Genomic DNA, 18058 nt, shown 5'->3' with positions numbered 1-18058 from the left:
TCATGGCTATTGAACGTACTTTTTCCATCATCAAACCAAACGCGGTGGCAAAAAACGTTATTGGGAGCATCTTTGCGCGCTTTGAAGCAGCAGGGTTCAAAATTGTCGGTACTAAAATGCTGCACCTGACCGTTGAGCAGGCGCGTGGCTTCTATGCTGAGCATGATGGTAAGCCGTTCTTTGACGGTCTGGTTGAATTCATGACCTCCGGTCCGATCGTTGTTTCTGTTCTGGAAAGCGAAAATGCCGTACAGCGTCACCGTGATCTGCTGGGTGCAACCAACCCGGCGAATGCGCTGGCGGGTACTCTGCGTGCAGACTACGCTGATAGCTTCACTGAGAACGGTACTCACGGTTCCGACTCCGTTGAATCTGCCGCGCGTGAAATCGCCTATTTCTTCGGTGAAGGCGAGGTTTGCCCGCGCACGCGCTAATCTCCTGCGTCTTTCACATCGCATCGTTTTCTATGCTTTCGGGGAGGCTCGAACGTGCCGCTTTCCTGCGATGCGAAATCCTTTGGAGAGGAATTAGCGATTTACATATTATTTTCGCTAATGCTTCGTGCAAACGTGGCATCCCTGCGCCAGACTTTGTACAATGCAACGCCCCGGAAGAGCAGAACGCTTGCCGGGGCGTTTCTTTTTAACCCTCCACGGGCCACAACGTGTAACAACGAGGCCGGAAAAAATTATGTCTGAATTAGTTAACACCTCTGAAGTCGTCATTCCTGCGGTTCCAAATAAAAATGGAAAAATCAACCTGCTGGATCTGAACCGTCAGCAAATGCGCGAATTCTTCAAAGATATGGGTGAAAAACCGTTTCGTGCCGATCAGGTCATGAAGTGGATGTACCACTATTGCAGCGACAACTTTGATGACATGACTGACATCAATAAGGTGCTGCGTAACAAGCTGAAAGAAGTGGCTGAAATTCGCGCCCCGGAAGTGGTGGAAGAGCAGCGTTCCTCTGACGGTACGATCAAATGGGCCATCGCGGTTGGCGATCAGCGCGTAGAAACCGTGTATATCCCGGAAGACGATCGCGCGACCCTGTGTGTTTCTTCACAGGTCGGTTGTGCATTAGAGTGTAAATTCTGCTCTACGGCGCAACAGGGCTTTAACCGTAACCTGCGGGTGTCGGAAATCATTGGTCAGGTCTGGCGCGCGGCGAAAATCGTCGGCGCGGTGAAAGCAACGGGCGTGCGTCCTATCACCAACGTGGTGATGATGGGGATGGGCGAGCCGCTGCTCAACCTGACCAACGTGGTGCCAGCGATGGAAATCATGCTGGATGACTTCGGTTTTGGGCTGTCCAAGCGTCGCGTCACGCTCTCCACCTCAGGCGTTGTCCCTGCGCTGGATAAGCTGGGCGATATGATTGATGTCGCGCTGGCGATTTCTCTGCATGCGCCGAACGATGAAATTCGTGACGAAATTGTACCTATCAACAAAAAGTACAATATCGAAACATTCCTTGGCGCGGTTCGTCGTTATCTGGAGAAGTCCAACGCTAACCAGGGTCGTGTGACCATTGAGTATGTGATGTTAGATCACATCAATGATGGTACTGAACACGCGCATCAGTTGGCAGAGCTGCTGAAAGATACGCCGTGTAAGATTAACCTGATCCCGTGGAACCCGTTCCCAGGCGCGCCATATGGCCGTAGCTCTAACAGCCGTATCGATCGTTTCTCCAAAGTGTTGATGAGCTATGGTTTCACTACCATCGTGCGTAAAACACGTGGCGATGACATCGATGCAGCCTGCGGTCAGCTGGCGGGTGACGTTATCGACCGTACCAAGCGTACTCTGCGTAAGCGTATGCAGGGCGACGCTATCGATATCAAGACCGTTTGATGTTGAGTGCACTACGGTATAATTCATGTACCGTAGTGCAACGTAAGCCAAATGAGGTTTTTTGTTGTTGTCGTCAGGTCAATAATAACGGTGCGTTTTTGTCGACTTTAAGGCAGTATGTAACGGCGCAACAAGCCTTTAGCCCTCAGGTTTACGTTGTTTTGTCTTTGATAGTCTGACCGTTTTATACTGTCTGACGAAGGTTAACTGACCAGATGTTTCGCGGTGTGGGTGAGCATTGTGGCTCGCCGGCATCAGAACCCAAATTTACGCAGCTGTAGCGAATGAATACTGAAGCCACGCACGACAAAAATGAAGCACTATCCACCGGCGTTCGTCTGCGCAATGCCCGTGAACAACTCGGATTCAGCCAGCAGGCAGTCGCGGAGCGACTTTGCCTGAAGGTCTCCACGGTACGTGATATTGAAGAAGATAAGGCACCAGCCGATCTCGCTTCAACATTCCTGCGCGGGTATATCCGTTCTTATGCGCGTCTGGTGCATATTCCTGAAGAAGAACTGTTGCCAGGGCTGGAAAAACAGGCTCCGATTCGCCCAGCCAAAGTCGCACCGATGCAGAGCTTCTCGCTCGGTAAGCGTCGTAAAAAACGCGACGGCTGGTTAATGACCTTTACCTGGCTGGTGCTGTTTGTCGTTGTCGGACTGACGGGAGCCTGGTGGTGGCAGAACCATAAAGCGCAGCAGGAAGAGATCACCACCATGGCCGATCAATCCTCCGCTGAGCTGAATGCCGGTAAAGATGGTGCGCAGAACGTACCGTTAGATACCAGCGCCGCAGCGGGCCAGGGTACTACTCCGGCTCCAGACGATGGCGCGGTGGCGGACGCAGCGCCTACGCCAGATGTTGCTGCAACCCCGGCACCTGCCGCTGATGCGCAGCAGAATGCCGTTGTGGCACCTTCCCAGGCTAACGTCGATACCGCAACTGCTGCGCCAGCTACCGCGGCGCCGCTGCCGACTGACCAGGCGGGTGTCACTACCCCTGCCGCCGATCCTAACGCACTGGTAATGAACTTTACCGCCGATTGCTGGCTGGAAGTGACCGATGCGACCGGAAAAAAACTGTTCAGTGGTATGCAGCGTAAGGACGGCAATCTGAATCTGACGGGTCAGGCGCCGTACAAACTGAAAATTGGCGCTCCGGCGGCAGTGCAGATTCAGTTCCAGGGTAAACCTGTCGATCTGAGTCGTTTTATCAGAACTAACCAGGTTGCGCGTCTGACCGTTAATGCCGAACAATCACCGGCTCAGTAACAGACGGCAATGCGGGAGATTTTTTAATGCATAACCAGGCTCCAATTCAACGTAGAAAATCAACACGCATTTACGTTGGGAACGTGCCGATCGGCGATGGCGCGCCCATCGCCGTACAGTCTATGACCAATACGCGTACCACAGATGTGGAAGCGACGGTTAATCAGATCAAAGCGCTGGAACGCGTCGGCGCAGATATTGTTCGTGTCTCTGTACCGACAATGGATGCCGCAGAAGCGTTCAAGCTTATCAAACAGCAGGTTAATGTCCCGCTGGTTGCCGATATTCACTTCGACTATCGTATCGCGCTGAAGGTGGCGGAATACGGCGTCGATTGCCTGCGTATCAACCCAGGCAATATCGGTAATGAAGAGCGTATTCGCATGGTAGTGGACTGCGCTCGTGATAAAAATATTCCTATCCGTATCGGCGTCAACGCCGGATCGCTGGAAAAAGATCTGCAGGAAAAATACGGTGAACCGACGCCGCAGGCGCTGCTGGAATCCGCTATGCGCCATGTGGATCACCTCGATCGTCTGAACTTCGATCAATTCAAAGTCAGCGTTAAAGCGTCTGACGTTTTCCTCGCTGTTGAATCCTATCGCCTGCTGGCGAAAAAGATCGATCAACCGCTGCATTTGGGGATCACCGAAGCCGGTGGCGCACGCAGCGGGGCGGTAAAATCAGCGATCGGTTTAGGATTGCTGTTGTCCGAAGGGATCGGCGATACGCTGCGTGTCTCTCTGGCAGCGGATCCGGTGGAAGAGATCAAAGTTGGCTTCGATATCCTGAAATCGCTGCGCATTCGTGCGCGCGGGATCAACTTTATCGCCTGCCCAACCTGCTCGCGTCAGGAGTTCGACGTTATCGGTACGGTGAACGCGCTGGAACAACGTCTGGAAGATATCATTACGCCAATGGATGTTTCGATCATCGGCTGTGTGGTGAACGGTCCTGGCGAAGCGCTGGTTTCTACGCTGGGCGTGACGGGCGGTAACAAGAAAAGCGGTCTGTATGAAGACGGCGTGCGTAAGGATCGACTCGATAACGACGATATGATTACGCAGCTTGAAGCCCGCATTCGCGCCAAAGCGAGTATCCTGGACGAAGCGCGTCGTATTGACGTGCAGCAGCTTGAAAAATAACAACGTGATGGGAAGCGGCGTGCTTCCCGTGTATGATTGAACCCGCATGGCGCCCGCATTGTTCGGGTTAGCGCTGAGGGTTCATTTTTATATTCATAAAGAGAATAAACGTGGCAAAAAACATTCAAGCCATTCGCGGCATGAACGATTATCTGCCTGGCGAAACCGCCATCTGGCAGCGCATTGAAGGCACTCTCAAAAACGTGCTCGGCAGCTACGGTTACAGTGAAATCCGCTTGCCGATTGTAGAGCAGACCCCGTTATTCAAACGCGCGATCGGTGAAGTCACTGACGTGGTTGAAAAAGAGATGTATACCTTTGAGGACCGTAATGGCGACAGCCTGACGTTGCGTCCTGAAGGGACTGCGGGCTGCGTACGCGCCGGCATCGAACATGGTCTCCTGTACAATCAGGAACAGCGTCTGTGGTATATCGGGCCGATGTTCCGCCACGAACGTCCGCAAAAAGGGCGCTATCGTCAATTCCATCAGCTGGGTGTCGAAGTGTTTGGCCTGCAAGGCCCGGACATCGATGCTGAACTGATTATGCTGACCGCTCGCTGGTGGCGCGCGCTGGGTATTTCTCAGCATGTCAGCCTTGAGCTGAACTCAATTGGTTCGCTTGAAGCCCGCGCTAACTACCGTGATGCGCTGGTCGCCTACCTGGAACAGCACAAAGAGAAACTGGACGAAGACTGCAAGCGCCGTATGTACACTAACCCGCTGCGCGTTCTCGACTCCAAAAACCCGGAAGTACAGGCGCTGCTCAACGACGCACCTGCGCTGGGCGACTATCTTGATGACGACTCTCGCGAGCACTTTGCGGGCCTGTGCAAACTGCTGGAATCCGCAGGTATTGCCTATACCGTCAATCAGCGTCTGGTTCGTGGTCTTGATTATTACAACCGCACCGTATTTGAGTGGGTCACCAGCAGCCTGGGCTCTCAGGGTACCGTGTGTGCCGGTGGGCGTTACGACGGTCTGGTAGAGCAACTTGGCGGTCGCGCAACGCCGGCCGTGGGCTTTGCCATGGGTCTGGAACGACTTGTTTTGTTAGTTCAGGCAGTTAATCCGGAATTTAACGCAGATCCTGTTGTCGATATATACCTGGTCGCTTCGGGGGCGGATACGCAGTCGGTTGCAATGCGGCTTGCAGAACGTCTGCGCGATGAAGTTCCTGGTGTGAAACTGATGACAAACCACGGTGGCGGCAACTTTAAGAAACAGTTCGCCCGCGCCGACAAGTGGGGCGCCCGCGTTGCACTGGTACTGGGCGAGTCCGAAGTGGCTGACGGTACTGTTGTAGTGAAGGATTTGCGCTCTGGTGAGCAAACGGCAGTAGCGCAGGATAGCGTTGCCGCGCATTTGCGCACTCTACTGGGCTAAGGAGAAGGACAGCGTGGAAATTTACGAGAACGAAAACGACCAGATTGATGCAGTAAAACGCTTCTTTGCTGAAAACGGCAAAGCGCTGGCTGTTGGGGTCATTTTAGGGGTTGGCGCGCTGGTTGGCTGGCGTTACTGGACCAGCCATCAGACGGAGTCCGCACGCTCTGCTTCTCTGGCATATCAAAATACGGTGACTGCGGTTAGCGCGGGTAAACCGGATAGTCTTCCTGCTGCAGAGAAATTTGCCGCAGAAAACAAAAATACCTACGGCGCGTTAGCTTCACTGGAACTGGCGCAGCAGTTTGTTGACCAAAATGAACTTGAGAAAGCCGCAAGCCAGCTGCAACAAGGCTTAGCAGCGACCAGCGATGAGAATCTCAAAGCGGTGATTAACCTGCGTCTGGCCCGTGTTCAGGTTCAGCTTAAACAGGCTGATACCGCGCTGAAAACACTCGACACCATTAAAGGTGAAGGGTGGACGGCCATTGTTGCCGACCTGCGCGGTGAAGCATTGCTGAGCAAAGGCGATAAACAAGGTGCGCGTAGCGCATGGGAAGCGGGCGTGAAAAGCGATGCCTCTCCTGCTCTGAGCGAAATGATGCAGATGAAAATCAATAATTTGTCCATCTGAGAGGGACCCGATGCAATTGCGTAAATTACTTCTGCCAGGGCTGCTTTCCGTTACCCTATTGAGCGGCTGTTCACTGTTTAGTGGCGAAGAAGATGTCGTTAAGATGTCCCCATTACCGGTGGTTGAAAACCAGTTTACTCCGTCTACGGACTGGAGCACCTCTGTAGGTAACGGTATTGGTGATTTCTATTCCAATCTTCATCCTGCGCTGGCGGATAACGTTGTCTATGCAGCCGATCGCGCTGGCGTCGTTAAGGCGTTGAATGCGGACGACGGCAAAGAAGTCTGGTCTGTTAATCTGGGTGAGAAAGACGGCTGGTTCTCCCGCGCATCTGCACAGCTTTCTGGCGGTGTAACCGTGTCCGGTGGCCATGTTTACATTGGCAGCGAAAAAGCGCAGGTTTATGCGCTGAACACCAGCGATGGTACCACCGCATGGCAGACGAAAGTTGCCGGTGAAGCGCTGTCTCGTCCTGTTGTGAGCGATGGCGTGGTATTAATCCACACCAGTAACGGTCAGTTGCAGGCCTTGAACGAAGCTGACGGCGCTATCAAATGGACCGTTAACCTCGACATGCCTTCTCTGTCTCTGCGCGGCGAATCTGCCCCAGCGACCGCCTTTGGCGCAGCTATCGTTGGCGGTGATAACGGCCGCGTAAGCGCCGTGCTGATGCAGCAGGGCCAGATGATTTGGCAGCAGCGTATTTCTCAGGCGACAGGTCCAACGGAAATCGATCGTCTGAGCGACGTTGATACCACGCCTGTTATCGTCAATGGCGTTGTCTACGCGCTGGCTTATAATGGTAACCTGACGGCGCTGGATCTGCGCAGCGGTCAGATCATGTGGAAACGTGAACTGGGCTCAGTGAATGATTTCATCGTCGACGGTAACCGTATCTACCTGGTAGACCAGAACGACCGTGTACTGGCGCTGACCACCGACGGCGGTGTGACGCTGTGGACGCAAAGCGATCTGCTGCACCGTCTGTTGACGTCCCCGGTATTGTATAACGGCAATCTGGTCGTGGGTGATAGCGAAGGCTACCTGCACTGGATTAACGTTGACGATGGCCGCTTTGTCGCCCAGCAGAAAGTTGACAGCTCTGGTTTCCTGACCGAGCCGGTCTCTGCTGATGGTAAACTGCTGATCCAGGCGAAAGACGGTACGCTGTACTCTATTACGCGTTAATCGTCCCGGCCGCTCGCTTTGAAAAACGGCTCCTGGTGCAGGGGCCGTTTTACTGTTTTTAACAACGGCGCAAAAAATGTGCCCGTTGTCTGATGATTTATTAAATGAGGCTTTAAACATGGTACCTGTGGTCGCGCTTGTCGGGCGCCCTAACGTTGGCAAATCCACGTTATTTAACCGTCTAACTCGCACCCGAGATGCGCTGGTTGCGGATTTCCCGGGTCTGACTCGTGACCGTAAGTACGGTCGTGCGGAAATTGAAGGCCGCGAGTTTATCTGTATTGATACCGGCGGTATTGATGGCACCGAAGACGGTGTAGAAACCCGCATGGCGGAACAGTCGCTGTTGGCAATCGAAGAAGCGGACGTTGTGCTGTTCATGGTAGATGCGCGTGCTGGCCTGATGCCTGCGGATGAAGCCATTGCGAAACATCTGCGGTCGCGCCAGAAACCGACGTTCCTGGTAGCCAACAAAACTGACGGGCTCGATCCTGATCAGGCGGTCGTCGATTTCTACTCGCTGGGTCTGGGTGAAATTTATCCGATCGCGGCATCCCATGGTCGTGGCGTTCTCAGCCTGCTGGAGCATGTTCTGCTGCCGTGGATGGATGACGTTGCTCCTCAGGAAGAGGTGGATGAAGATGCAGAATATTGGGCGCAACTGGAAGCCGAAGAGAACGGCGAAGAAGAGCCTGAAGACGACTTCAATCCGCAGGACCTGCCGATCAAACTGGCGATTGTTGGTCGCCCGAACGTAGGTAAGTCCACGCTTACTAACCGTATTCTCGGCGAAGACCGCGTAGTGGTTTACGACATGCCGGGGACCACGCGTGACAGTATTTATATCCCGATGCAACGCGATGAGCGCGAATATGTGCTCATCGATACCGCGGGCGTGCGTAAGCGCGGCAAAATTACCGAAGCAGTAGAAAAATTCTCAGTTATCAAAACGCTGCAGGCGATTGAAGATGCCAACGTGGTGATGCTGGTGATTGACGCGCGCGAAGGTATTTCCGATCAGGACCTGTCGCTGCTGGGCTTTATCCTCAATAGTGGGCGTTCACTTGTTATTGTGGTCAACAAGTGGGATGGCCTGACGCAGGAAGTGAAAGAGCAGGTCAAAGAGACTTTGGACTTCCGTCTGGGCTTTATTGATTTTGCGCGTGTACACTTCATCTCTGCGCTGCACGGCAGCGGCGTGGGTAATCTGTTTGAATCGGTCCGCGAAGCGTATGACAGCTCTACCCGTCGCGTTAGCACCGCGATGCTGACGCGCATTATGACTATGGCGGCAGAAGATCATCAGCCGCCGCTGGTGCGTGGTCGTCGTGTGAAGCTGAAATATGCCCACGCCGGTGGTTATAACCCACCAATCGTGGTGATTCACGGCAACCAGGTCAAAGACCTGCCGGATTCCTACAAGCGTTATCTGATGAACTATTTCCGTAAGTCTTTGGATGTAATGGGGACGCCGATCCGCATTCAGTTCAAAGAAGGGGAAAACCCGTTTGCGAACAAACGCAATACGCTGACGCCGACGCAGATGCGTAAACGTAAGCGTTTGATAAAACACATCAAAAAAAGCAAGTAACCGTTGCTGATGCTGATAAAAACCCGTGCTTGTCGCGGGTTTTTTTTCGAAGTTCCATCGCCAGCCTCAGCCCGTGCGATGTCAATCACTATTCATTTTTTACCAAGTTTAAATCTAAGAAAGTAGACATTTGTCGAGTTTTCGTCTTAAAGTCCGGGGGCTGGTACTAGACAAAACTAGCCTTAGGTTATCAAATGGTTAAATAAATTTTCGCCGCATGTAAAAAATCGGTCAGATACGTAACTGGCTGGCGTACATCGCGGTGTTTACACACACGACGACATAACTTTCGGGAGAATTATGCAATCCTCTGTTAATCAAAAAGAAAGCCGAACTTTCTTCGGCCATCCTTATCCGCTCGGCTCGCTGTTCTTCACAGAGATGTGGGAGCGCTTCTCGTTTTATGGCATTCGCCCGTTACTGATCCTGTTTATGGCTGCTACCGTTTATGACGGCGGCATGGGGCTGGCACGTGAAAATGCCTCGGCGATTGTGGGTATCTTTGCCGGTACGATGTACCTCGCTGCGCTGCCGGGTGGCTGGCTGGCTGATAACTGGCTCGGCCAACAGAAAGCGGTGTGGTACGGTTCCATCCTGATTGCCCTCGGCCATCTGTCAATTGCGCTCTCCGCCATTATGGGGAACAACCTGTTCTTTATTGGTCTGATGTTTATCGTGCTCGGCTCCGGTCTGTTTAAGACCTGTATTTCGGTCATGGTTGGCACGCTGTATAAAAAAGGCGATGCGCGTCGCGACGGCGGTTTCTCGCTGTTCTACATGGGCATCAACATGGGGTCGTTTATCGCGCCGCTGATTTCCGGCTGGCTGATTAAAACCCATGGGTGGCACTGGGGCTTTGGCATCGGTGGTATCGGGATGTTGGTGGCGTTGATCATTTTCCGTGTATTTGCCGTTCCATCAATGAAACGCTACGACAGCGAAGTGGGGCTCGACTCCACCTGGAATAGCCCGGTAGTGAAACGTAACGGCGTGGGAGCGTGGCTGTTGGCGCTGGCTGTCGGTGCGGCGGTTATCGTTACGCTGATAGCGCAGGGCGTGATTGTAATTAATCCGGTCGCGGTTGCCAGCATGCTGGTGTACGTGATTGCAGCCTCCGTTGCGCTCTACTTTATCTACCTGTTCATCTTTGCCGGTCTGAACCGTAAAGAGCGCGCCAGACTGCTGGTCTGCTTTATCCTGCTGGTTTCCGCCGCGTTCTTCTGGTCCGCGTTTGAGCAGAAGCCAACCTCGTTCAACCTGTTCGCTAACGACTACACTAACCGTATGATCGGTGATTTTGAAATCCCGGCGGTCTGGTTCCAGTCGATAAACGCGCTGTTTATTATCCTGCTGGCACCGGTATTCAGTTGGGCATGGCCGAAGCTGGCAAGCATGAATATTCGCCCGAGTAGCATCACCAAGTTTGTTATCGGTATCCTCTTTGCGGCGGCAGGCTTCGGTCTGATGATGCTGGCGGCGCAAAACGTTCTCAGTAACGGCGGGGCAGGCGTTTCTCCATTCTGGCTGGTGGGCAGTATCCTGATGCTGACGCTTGGCGAGCTGTGCCTGAGTCCGATCGGTCTGGCGACAATGACGCTGCTGGCTCCGGAAAGAATGCGCGGGCAGATGATGGGCCTGTGGTTCTGCGCCAGTGCGCTGGGCAACCTGGCCGCAGGTTTGATTGGCGGTCATGTGAAGGCTGACCAACTGGATATGCTGCCGGATCTCTTCGCACGCTGCTCGATTGCGCTGCTGATCTGCGCTGCGGTACTGATCATCCTCATTGTTCCGATTCGTCGCATGCTGGAGAATACGCAAACTAAACCGGCAACTAGCGCCTGATAACACCTCGATTGTGCCGGGGCAGACGTTATGTCCCGGCTATTCAATTAACGAGGTAAGAGCATGCTGTTAGGATTTGTTGGGCTTGGTGCAGTCGTTGAAACGGCATACTTGCCCGCATTACGTAATATGTTTGGTGATGCACTACGCTGTGTGGGATTTGATGTTCAACCCGCAAAGCAGCCCGCAGACGTGACACGCTGTGCGTCGCTCGCTGAACTTCTTGCAATGCCGCTTGATACCCTGTTTATTACCACCGCATCCCTGCATCACCTCGATGTGCTTGAACAGGCGCTGGCGGCTCCCATCGCTCGTATTGTGGTCGAAAAGCCTATTGTCGCCACGCTTTCCCAAATTGAAAAACTGAAAACGCTGCTGACTCAACCGGATGCTGCCAACCGCGTGCTGGCACTCGACCATTGGATGGCACGCAATGGCGCAATGCAGCTGGCGTTGGGCAAACTCGGAGCGCAGTGGCAGGGCGATAATCCGCAACAGGCACTTGTCTCTCATTTTTCACACATTGTTAAAATCGACGGTTTTTTGCAGGAACCGAGCGGGTTTAACGCTGTTGGAGAACCCATTGCGCTTAACTTTGCCACCGGTGAGCCGGATACCCGTGAGCTTCGTCATCCGGACGGTGTGATTCTGGACATTGGCACACATGTACTGGCAATGCTGCGTGAAACAGTGCGTTACCTGGGCGGTAATGACAGTATGACCTTGCAGGTGAAGAGCGCTAAAGACCGTCTGGGACGAAATATTGTAGAGGGCGACCTGACCACAGCAGAAGGAGATGCGCATCTGCAGGGACAGATTAGCGGCATTCCGCTGGACATCTGGCTGAATAAATACGCGGGGCCGGCTGGCGGACAAAAAGGCTTGCGCCTTTGTCTGCGCGATGGTCGTGTCATTAGCCATGATCGCCGTGGTGTCGAGGATGTGCTCGAATTGATTGACGGTGATGTTGTACAACGCTGGAGTCTGCCTGGTAGTGTATATGCCCATTGTCTGGTGGAGCATATTCTGGGCGCGCAAAGTCTGTTTGAACGCAGCCCACAGGAAGTGAGCCGCACGACGCAGCGCAGGCTGGAGGAAGTGGAGTGCCTGTTAACGTTACAGCAGCAGTTACGCGGGCGGCATTAAACGCATCGTGTTAAACTCAGCGCAGTAATGGATCCCTGTACTGGAGTCGCTATGTCTATTATTTGCCCGGATTGTCATGCAGAGCTGGAGCCGCAAAACGGTATGGCGCACTGTGATAACTGTAATAAAGATATTCAGTTAGAAGCGCACTGCCCGGAGTGCAATCAGCCGCTGCAGGTGCTTAAAGCCTGTGGCGCGGTGGATTATTTCTGCCAGAACGGTCATGGCCTTATCTCGAAGAAACGCGTGGCGTTTGTGCCGCTTTAATCCTGTTTTTTCCTGCGCGTTTTCTTTGTCTTCGTGACAGCTCTCACTTCGCTTTCCACCCATCCGTCAGACAGGCGGGTGGTGAGCACATCACCTGCTGTAACCTGTTTAGTCTGTTTCAGCACTTCACCCTCTTTTGCGGTCGTCACGCTATAACCGCGGGCCAGCGTGGCCAGTGGGCTGACTGCCTCAAGATGGGTAACCGCGTTGCCAAAACGCTCGCGCTGATCGCTTAAACGCGCACGGATATTTTCCGCCAGTCGGTATTCCAGTTGCTGAATGCGTGTTTGCGCACGGTAAATACGCGGCTGCGGGTTTTGCTGATTCAGACGCTGCAGCATGCGCTGCTGACGCTGATTTGCCTGTTTAATCTTATTCTCAAGTGCGAAGTTCATTCTCTGACGCAGTCGTTCCAGCACGGTCTGTTGACGGGCCAGACGCAGTTGCGGATGCTGCTGTTGCAAGCGGTGATGAAGCTGGGTAAATCGACGAGTACGATTGACGAGGTAGTAGTCCATCGCCATCTCCAGACGCTGCTGACCATGCTGTATTTGACGCAGCAGTTCAAGCTGATTACGGCTGACAATTTCTGCCGCCGCCGACGGCGTAGGTGCCCGTAAATCTGCAATAAAATCGGCAATAGTGACATCGGTTTCATGGCCGACGGCGCTGACGACTGGAATGCGGCTGGCAAAGATCGCCCGTGCAACACGTTCGTCGTTAAAGCTCCACAAATCTTCCAGCGAGCCGCCGCCGCGCCCGACGATCAGCACATCGCACTCGCCCCGCGCGTTCGCCAGTTCAATGGCCCGAACGATCTGCCCTGGCGCATCATCGCCCTGGACTGCGGTCGGGTAGATAATAACGGGCAGGGAAGGGTCGCGACGCTTCAGGACGTGGAGGATATCGTGCAGCGCGGCGCCGGTTTTAGAGGTGATTACCCCGACGCAGTGGGCCGGTGAGGGCAGCGTTTTTTTGAACTGCTGATCGAATAGCCCTTCAGCCTGCAGTTTGGCCTTGAGTTGCTCATATTTTTGCTGCAGCAAACCTTCGCCCGCTGGCTGCATGCTCTCAACAATTATCTGATAGTCGCCGCGCGGCTCGTACAATGTAATGTTGGCGCGTACCAGTACCTGCTGACCGTGCTGTGGTCGGAACGTTACCCGGCGATTGCTGTTGCGAAACATCGCGCAGCGTACCTGAGCGGTGTCATCTTTGAGCGTGAAATACCAGTGACCGGAGGACGGCTGAGTGAAATTCGAAATTTCACCGCTGATCCACACTTGTCCCATTTCCTGCTCAAGCAGCAAACGAACCGTCTGATTCAGGCGGCTTACGGTAAAAATTGAGGTGGTCTGAGAGGATAACATGTGAGCGGGATCAAATTCTAAATCAGCAAGTTATTCAGTCGAAAGTAACATGCTCACAGAGGAGCGCAAGGTTTTTTTGCAAAAAAGTGTGGATGCAATCGGTTACGCTCTGTATAATGCCGCGGCAATATTTAATAACCTCCCAGGTGAGATATTGCCCATGCTACGTATCGCAAAAGAAGCCCTGACGTTTGACGACGTCCTCCTCGTTCCCGCTCATTCTACCGTTCTGCCGAATACTGCTGATCTCAGCACCCAGTTGACGAAAACCATTCGCCTGAACATTCCTATGCTCTCCGCAGCAATGGACACCGTGACGGAAGCGCGCCTGGCAATTGCCCTGGCCCAGGAAGGCGGCATCGGTTTTATCCACAAAAACATGTCTATTGAGCGCCAGGCGGAAGAAGTTCGTCGCGTGAAGAAACACGAATCTGGCGTCGTGACCGACCCACAAACCGTACTGCCAACCACCACTCTGCGCGAAGTAAAAGAACTGACCGAGCGTAACGGTTTCGCAGGCTACCCGGTAGTGACTGAAGATAACGAACTGGTCGGCATCATCACCGGTCGTGACGTACGGTTTGTGACTGATCTGAATCAGCCGGTTAGCGTCTACATGACGCCGAAAGAGCGTCTGGTGACCGTTCGTGAAGGCGAAGCACGCGATGTTGTCTTTGCCAAAATGCACGAAAAACGCGTCGAGAAAGCGCTGGTTGTTGACGACAGCTTCCATCTGCTCGGTATGATCACCGTTAAAGATTTCCAGAAAGCGGAACGTAAACCTAACGCTTGTAAAGACGAGCATGGTCGTCTGCGCGTTGGGGCTGCTGTAGGCGCAGGTGCGGGTAACGAAGAGCGTGTTGACGCGCTGGTTGCCGCTGGCGTGGATGTTCTGCTGATTGACTCCTCTCACGGTCATTCAGAAGGCGTACTGCAGCGTATCCGTGAAACTCGTGCTAAATACCCGGATCTGCAGATCATCGGGGGGAACGTTGCGACTGGTGCAGGCGCTCGCGCGCTGGCGGAAGCCGGCTGCAGCGCTGTTAAAGTCGGTATCGGCCCAGGCTCCATCTGTACTACCCGTATCGTTACCGGCGTCGGTGTACCGCAGATCACCGCCGTTTCTGACGCCGTTGAAGCGCTGGAAGGCACTGGTATTCCGGTTATTGCCGATGGCGGTATTCGTTTTTCCGGCGACATCGCAAAAGCGATCGCTGCGGGTGCTTCTGCAGTGATGGTTGGCTCTATGCTGGCGGGGACTGAAGAATCTCCGGGCGAAATCGAACTGTATCAGGGCCGTTCTTACAAATCATACCGTGGTATGGGCTCTTTGGGCGCGATGTCCAAAGGTTCTTCCGACCGTTATTTCCAAAGCGATAACGCCGCTGACAAACTGGTCCCGGAAGGTATCGAAGGTCGCGTTGCGTATAAAGGTCGCCTGAAAGAGATCATTCACCAGCAGATGGGTGGCCTGCGCTCCTGTATGGGTCTGACCGGCTGTGGTACTATCGACGCGCTGCGAACAAAAGCAGAGTTTGTACGTATCAGCGGTGCGGGTATTCAGGAAAGTCACGTTCACGATGTGACCATCACCAAAGAGTCCCCTAACTACCGCATGGGCTCCTGATAAGTTTCCGCGCCCGGCTATATGCCGGGCGAATTTGTTTCACTTGCCTCGGAATTAGCGTCAATGACAGACAATATTCATAAACATCGCATTCTCATCCTTGATTTCGGATCTCAGTACACTCAGCTGGTTGCTCGTCGCGTACGTGAACTGGGCGTCTATTGTGAACTGTGGGCGTGGGATGTTACGGAAGCACAAATTCGCGAATTCAACCCAAGCGGTATCATTCTTTCCGGTGGTCCGGAAAGCACCACTGAAGAAAACAGCCCGCGTGCGCCGGAATACGTTTTCACTGCGGGCGTGCCTGTGTTCGGCGTGTGCTACGGCATGCAGACTATGGCAATGCAGCTCGGTGGTCATGTTGAAGGTTCTAACGAACGTGAATTCGGCTATGCGCAGGTTGAAGTTCAGACCGACAGCGCGCTGATCCGCGGTATTGAAGACTCTCTGACCGCAGACGGCAAACCACTGCTGGACGTGTGGATGAGCCACGGCGACAAAGTGACCGCTATTCCGGAAGGTTTCGTGACCGTTGCCAGCACCGACAACTGCCCGTTTGCCATCATGGCGCACGAGGAAAAACGTTTCTACGGTGTGCAGTTCCACCCGGAAGTTACCCACACTCGTCAGGGGATGCGCATGCTGGAGCGTTTTGTGCGCGACATCTGCCAGTGTGAAGCGCTGTGGACCCCGGCAAAAATTATCGATGACGCCGTTGCCCGCATTCGTGAGCAGGTTGGCACTGATAAAGTGATCCTCGGCCTCTCCGGCGGCGTTGACTCCTCCGTCACCGCGATGCTGCTGCACCGTGCGATTGGCAAAAACCTGACCTGTGTGTTCGTCGACAACGGTCTGCTGCGTCTCAACGAAGCTCAGCAGGTGATGGATATGTTCGGCGACCATTTCGGCCTGAACATCATTCATGTTGAAGGTGAAAAGCGTTTCCTGGACGCGCTGAAAGGCGAGAACGATCCGGAAGCTAAACGTAAAATCATCGGCCGCGTGTTCGTGGAAGTCTTCGACGAAGAAGCGCTGAAGCTGGAAGACGTTAAGTGGCTGGCGCAGGGAACCATCTATCCGGACGTGATCGAATCCGCGGCTTCTGCCACCGGTAAAGCGCACGTCATCAAATCTCACCACAACGTGGGCGGTTTGCCGAAAGAGATGAAGATGGGTCTGGTTGAACCGCTGCGTGAGCTGTTCAAAGACGAAGTGCGTAAGATTGGTCTGGAACTGGGTCTGCCGTACGACATGCTGTACCGTCACCCATTCCCGGGGCCGGGTCTGGGCGTACGCGTGCTGGGCGAAGTGAAGAAAGAGTACTGCGACCTGCTGCGCCGTGCGGATGCTATCTTCATTGAGGAACTGCACAACGCTGACCTGTACAACAAAGTGAGCCAGGCGTTCACCGTGTTCCTGCCAGTACGTTCCGTTGGCGTCATGGGCGATGGCCGTAAGTACGACTGGGTTGTTTCCCTGCGTGCTGTTGAAACCATCGACTTTATGACCGCGCACTGGGCGCACCTGCCGTATGACTTCTTAGGCCGCGTCTCTAACCGCATTATCAACGAAGTTAACGGTATTTCCCGCGTGGTGTATGACATCAGCGGTAAGCCGCCAGCTACGATTGAGTGGGAATAATATTCCTCCCGTTTAGCGGTTTCTGAACCGGTAGTATGTAAAAGCCCTCTTTTTACAGAGGGCTTTTTATTGCGCGAATTTTATCGATGCGACAGTCCTGCTCGATAGTAGGGTTAATCACACACTTAACGTCTGCGCTCCATTCAACACCGCTTCTTATTTACGGAAATAATGAAAAATACTCAGGGTATTACCCTGTAGAATTTAATAACGGTAACAATTCAAATAAGCATTTAATTTCATTCTAAATATGAATGTTTTAGTCAGTGATATTTTCTGCCGATATTAATTAGCGTCTATTTGAGCGCAGTGTAACTTTTTTATATCCAGTACACTGGAACGTAAAAAATCAGCGCGAATGGCGCGGTGAAGTGGGATTAAAAGATGGTGTATTTGTGCGAAAAACACGGTTGATTATACGATATATCAGCACGTGTGGGCGGGTAAGACTGCGTGAAGTTTCATCACTCAAATCCCTTACCGGATGGTTAAATGTCAGGCGATTAGCCATCCGGTAAGGAATCTTAATGCTGGGGGGATCCTCGGCGCGAGCGATCAGCGTACGTCAGTTTGTGCAGGAGATGCCTGTTGCGGCAGGGTGATCTGCTGAGTTTCTTTTTTGTTCTGGTGGTGGTGCCACGCACCTATGGCGGAGTAGACGAAGCGTCCGAAGAAGAAAATAAAGCTGATAAGCAGTACGATCCGGATCATGCGACTGTTAAATCGGTGTCGTTTGCGTAGGCTGGTAACCTGGCTCACAAAAGGTTCCTTGTAGTGTACCCAACTGAGGGCGATAGTCACATTAAGGCATACTGTGAGGGAATGGTCAATTTTTCGTTATGTAAAATTGCTTCAGTTGTTTTATCTATTTATGTTATGGAAATTAATATTATTATTTGCATTAATAATGAGATAACGATAAAAAACCATGAAAAGAGTAATAATTGATTAATGAGGGACTTATTTATTGATGTGTATCAAGCATCACCCTTTGCTGACAACTAAAATTGATGAGTCATTTTAATGTATTTAACTTTATCGTTTTAACGTCAGGTGGGATGCCTGTCCGAATACCCCCTGCAGGATGTGC

The 18058-nt window shown here is 53.0% G+C and carries 15 protein-coding genes; 13 read left to right on the top strand and 2 right to left on the bottom strand.

Features of this window, described 5'->3' with window-relative positions; translation table 11 throughout:
* Positions 1–2: 2 nt before the first annotated feature.
* The 11 genes from ndk (at position 3) to GPJ68_RS17970 (ending at position 12330) form a co-directional block, all read left to right on the top strand.
* A complete protein-coding gene (gene ndk, locus GPJ68_RS18020) occupies positions 3–434 on the top strand; it encodes a nucleoside-diphosphate kinase (RefSeq protein ID WP_003037710.1) in 432 nt (143 codons plus the stop codon).
* Positions 435–690: 256 nt separating this feature from the next.
* Positions 691–1857 carry a bifunctional tRNA (adenosine(37)-C2)-methyltransferase TrmG/ribosomal RNA large subunit methyltransferase RlmN gene (locus GPJ68_RS18015; RefSeq protein WP_016154002.1) on the top strand — a complete coding sequence of 389 codons (1167 nt, stop codon included), beginning with the start codon at positions 691–693 and terminating at the stop codon, positions 1855–1857.
* Positions 1858–2141: 284 nt separating this feature from the next.
* Positions 2142–3131, top strand: coding sequence for a cytoskeleton protein RodZ (rodZ, locus tag GPJ68_RS18010; protein ID WP_047358237.1), 990 nt, complete (start codon positions 2142–2144; stop codon positions 3129–3131).
* Between the two features lie 26 nt (positions 3132–3157).
* Positions 3158–4276, top strand: coding sequence for a flavodoxin-dependent (E)-4-hydroxy-3-methylbut-2-enyl-diphosphate synthase (ispG, locus tag GPJ68_RS18005; RefSeq protein WP_075847653.1), 1119 nt, complete (start codon positions 3158–3160; stop codon positions 4274–4276).
* A gap of 110 nt (positions 4277–4386) precedes the next feature.
* Positions 4387–5661 carry a histidine--tRNA ligase gene (gene hisS / locus GPJ68_RS18000; protein WP_016153999.1) on the top strand — a complete coding sequence of 425 codons (1275 nt, stop codon included), beginning with the start codon at positions 4387–4389 and terminating at the stop codon, positions 5659–5661.
* 13 nt (positions 5662–5674) lie between these two features.
* Positions 5675–6295, top strand: a complete 621-nt coding sequence (locus tag GPJ68_RS17995) for a YfgM family protein (RefSeq protein WP_016157128.1) — start codon at positions 5675–5677, stop codon at positions 6293–6295.
* A gap of 10 nt (positions 6296–6305) precedes the next feature.
* Positions 6306–7484: an outer membrane protein assembly factor BamB gene (gene bamB / locus GPJ68_RS17990; protein WP_016153997.1), complete on the top strand. Its 1179-nt coding sequence runs from the start codon at positions 6306–6308 to the stop codon at positions 7482–7484.
* A gap of 118 nt (positions 7485–7602) precedes the next feature.
* On the top strand, positions 7603–9075 hold the full coding sequence (gene der / locus GPJ68_RS17985) for a ribosome biogenesis GTPase Der (protein WP_016153996.1): 1473 nt from the start codon (positions 7603–7605) through the stop codon (positions 9073–9075).
* Between the two features lie 300 nt (positions 9076–9375).
* Complete coding sequence (locus GPJ68_RS17980; protein WP_016157127.1) at positions 9376–10917, top strand: peptide MFS transporter; 1542 nt, start codon at positions 9376–9378, stop codon at positions 10915–10917.
* Between the two features lie 63 nt (positions 10918–10980).
* Complete coding sequence (locus GPJ68_RS17975; protein ID WP_049270043.1) at positions 10981–12063, top strand: Gfo/Idh/MocA family oxidoreductase; 1083 nt, start codon at positions 10981–10983, stop codon at positions 12061–12063.
* 51 nt (positions 12064–12114) lie between these two features.
* Complete coding sequence (locus GPJ68_RS17970; protein WP_016157125.1) at positions 12115–12330, top strand: zinc ribbon domain-containing protein; 216 nt, start codon at positions 12115–12117, stop codon at positions 12328–12330.
* Here GPJ68_RS17970 and xseA read toward each other — a convergent pair.
* The gene (gene xseA, locus GPJ68_RS17965; protein WP_104651162.1) at positions 12327–13700 is read right to left on the bottom strand and encodes an exodeoxyribonuclease VII large subunit; all 1374 of its coding nucleotides are present in this window, start codon (positions 13698–13700) and stop codon (positions 12327–12329) included. The genes GPJ68_RS17970 and xseA overlap by 4 nt on opposite strands.
* 160 nt (positions 13701–13860) lie before the next feature.
* Between xseA and guaB the strand changes: the two genes are divergently transcribed.
* Both guaB and guaA read left to right on the top strand, forming a co-directional pair.
* Complete coding sequence (gene guaB, locus GPJ68_RS17960) at positions 13861–15327, top strand: IMP dehydrogenase (RefSeq protein ID WP_019077375.1); 1467 nt, start codon at positions 13861–13863, stop codon at positions 15325–15327.
* A 63-nt stretch (positions 15328–15390) separates the two neighbouring features.
* The gene (gene guaA, locus GPJ68_RS17955; protein WP_016153990.1) at positions 15391–16968 is read left to right on the top strand and encodes a glutamine-hydrolyzing GMP synthase; all 1578 of its coding nucleotides are present in this window, start codon (positions 15391–15393) and stop codon (positions 16966–16968) included.
* A gap of 555 nt (positions 16969–17523) precedes the next feature.
* Here guaA and GPJ68_RS17950 read toward each other — a convergent pair.
* Positions 17524–17727 (bottom strand): YfgG family protein, encoded by a 204-nt coding sequence (locus tag GPJ68_RS17950; protein ID WP_075847655.1) that lies wholly within the window; start codon positions 17725–17727, stop codon positions 17524–17526.
* Between the last annotated feature and the right edge of the window lie 331 nt (positions 17728–18058).

This window comes from Citrobacter sp. 172116965 (assembly GCF_013458095.1).
GTDB classification, from domain to species: Bacteria; Pseudomonadota; Gammaproteobacteria; order Enterobacterales; family Enterobacteriaceae; genus Citrobacter; species Citrobacter braakii.
The sequence above is the reverse complement of the archived record's forward strand: the minus strand, read 5'-3'. Positions and strand labels throughout refer to the sequence as shown.

Bases quoted from the DNA above. Each gene is read 5' to 3' on its own strand.
- ndk (WP_003037710.1), top strand. From the start codon at position 3: ATGGCTATTGAACGTACTTTTTCCATCATCAAACCAAACGCGGTGGCA.
- GPJ68_RS18015 (WP_016154002.1), top strand. From the start codon at position 691: ATGTCTGAATTAGTTAACACCTCTGAAGTCGTCATTCCTGCGGTTCCA.
- rodZ (WP_047358237.1), top strand. From the start codon at position 2,142: ATGAATACTGAAGCCACGCACGACAAAAATGAAGCACTATCCACCGGC.
- ispG (WP_075847653.1), top strand. From the start codon at position 3,158: ATGCATAACCAGGCTCCAATTCAACGTAGAAAATCAACACGCATTTAC.
- bamB (WP_016153997.1), top strand. From the start codon at position 6,306: ATGCAATTGCGTAAATTACTTCTGCCAGGGCTGCTTTCCGTTACCCTA.
- der (WP_016153996.1), top strand. From the start codon at position 7,603: ATGGTACCTGTGGTCGCGCTTGTCGGGCGCCCTAACGTTGGCAAATCC.
- GPJ68_RS17980 (WP_016157127.1), top strand. From the start codon at position 9,376: ATGCAATCCTCTGTTAATCAAAAAGAAAGCCGAACTTTCTTCGGCCAT.
- GPJ68_RS17975 (WP_049270043.1), top strand. From the start codon at position 10,981: ATGCTGTTAGGATTTGTTGGGCTTGGTGCAGTCGTTGAAACGGCATAC.
- GPJ68_RS17970 (WP_016157125.1), top strand. From the start codon at position 12,115: ATGTCTATTATTTGCCCGGATTGTCATGCAGAGCTGGAGCCGCAAAAC.
- xseA (WP_104651162.1), bottom strand. From the start codon at position 13,700: ATGTTATCCTCTCAGACCACCTCAATTTTTACCGTAAGCCGCCTGAAT.
- guaB (WP_019077375.1), top strand. From the start codon at position 13,861: ATGCTACGTATCGCAAAAGAAGCCCTGACGTTTGACGACGTCCTCCTC.
- guaA (WP_016153990.1), top strand. From the start codon at position 15,391: ATGACAGACAATATTCATAAACATCGCATTCTCATCCTTGATTTCGGA.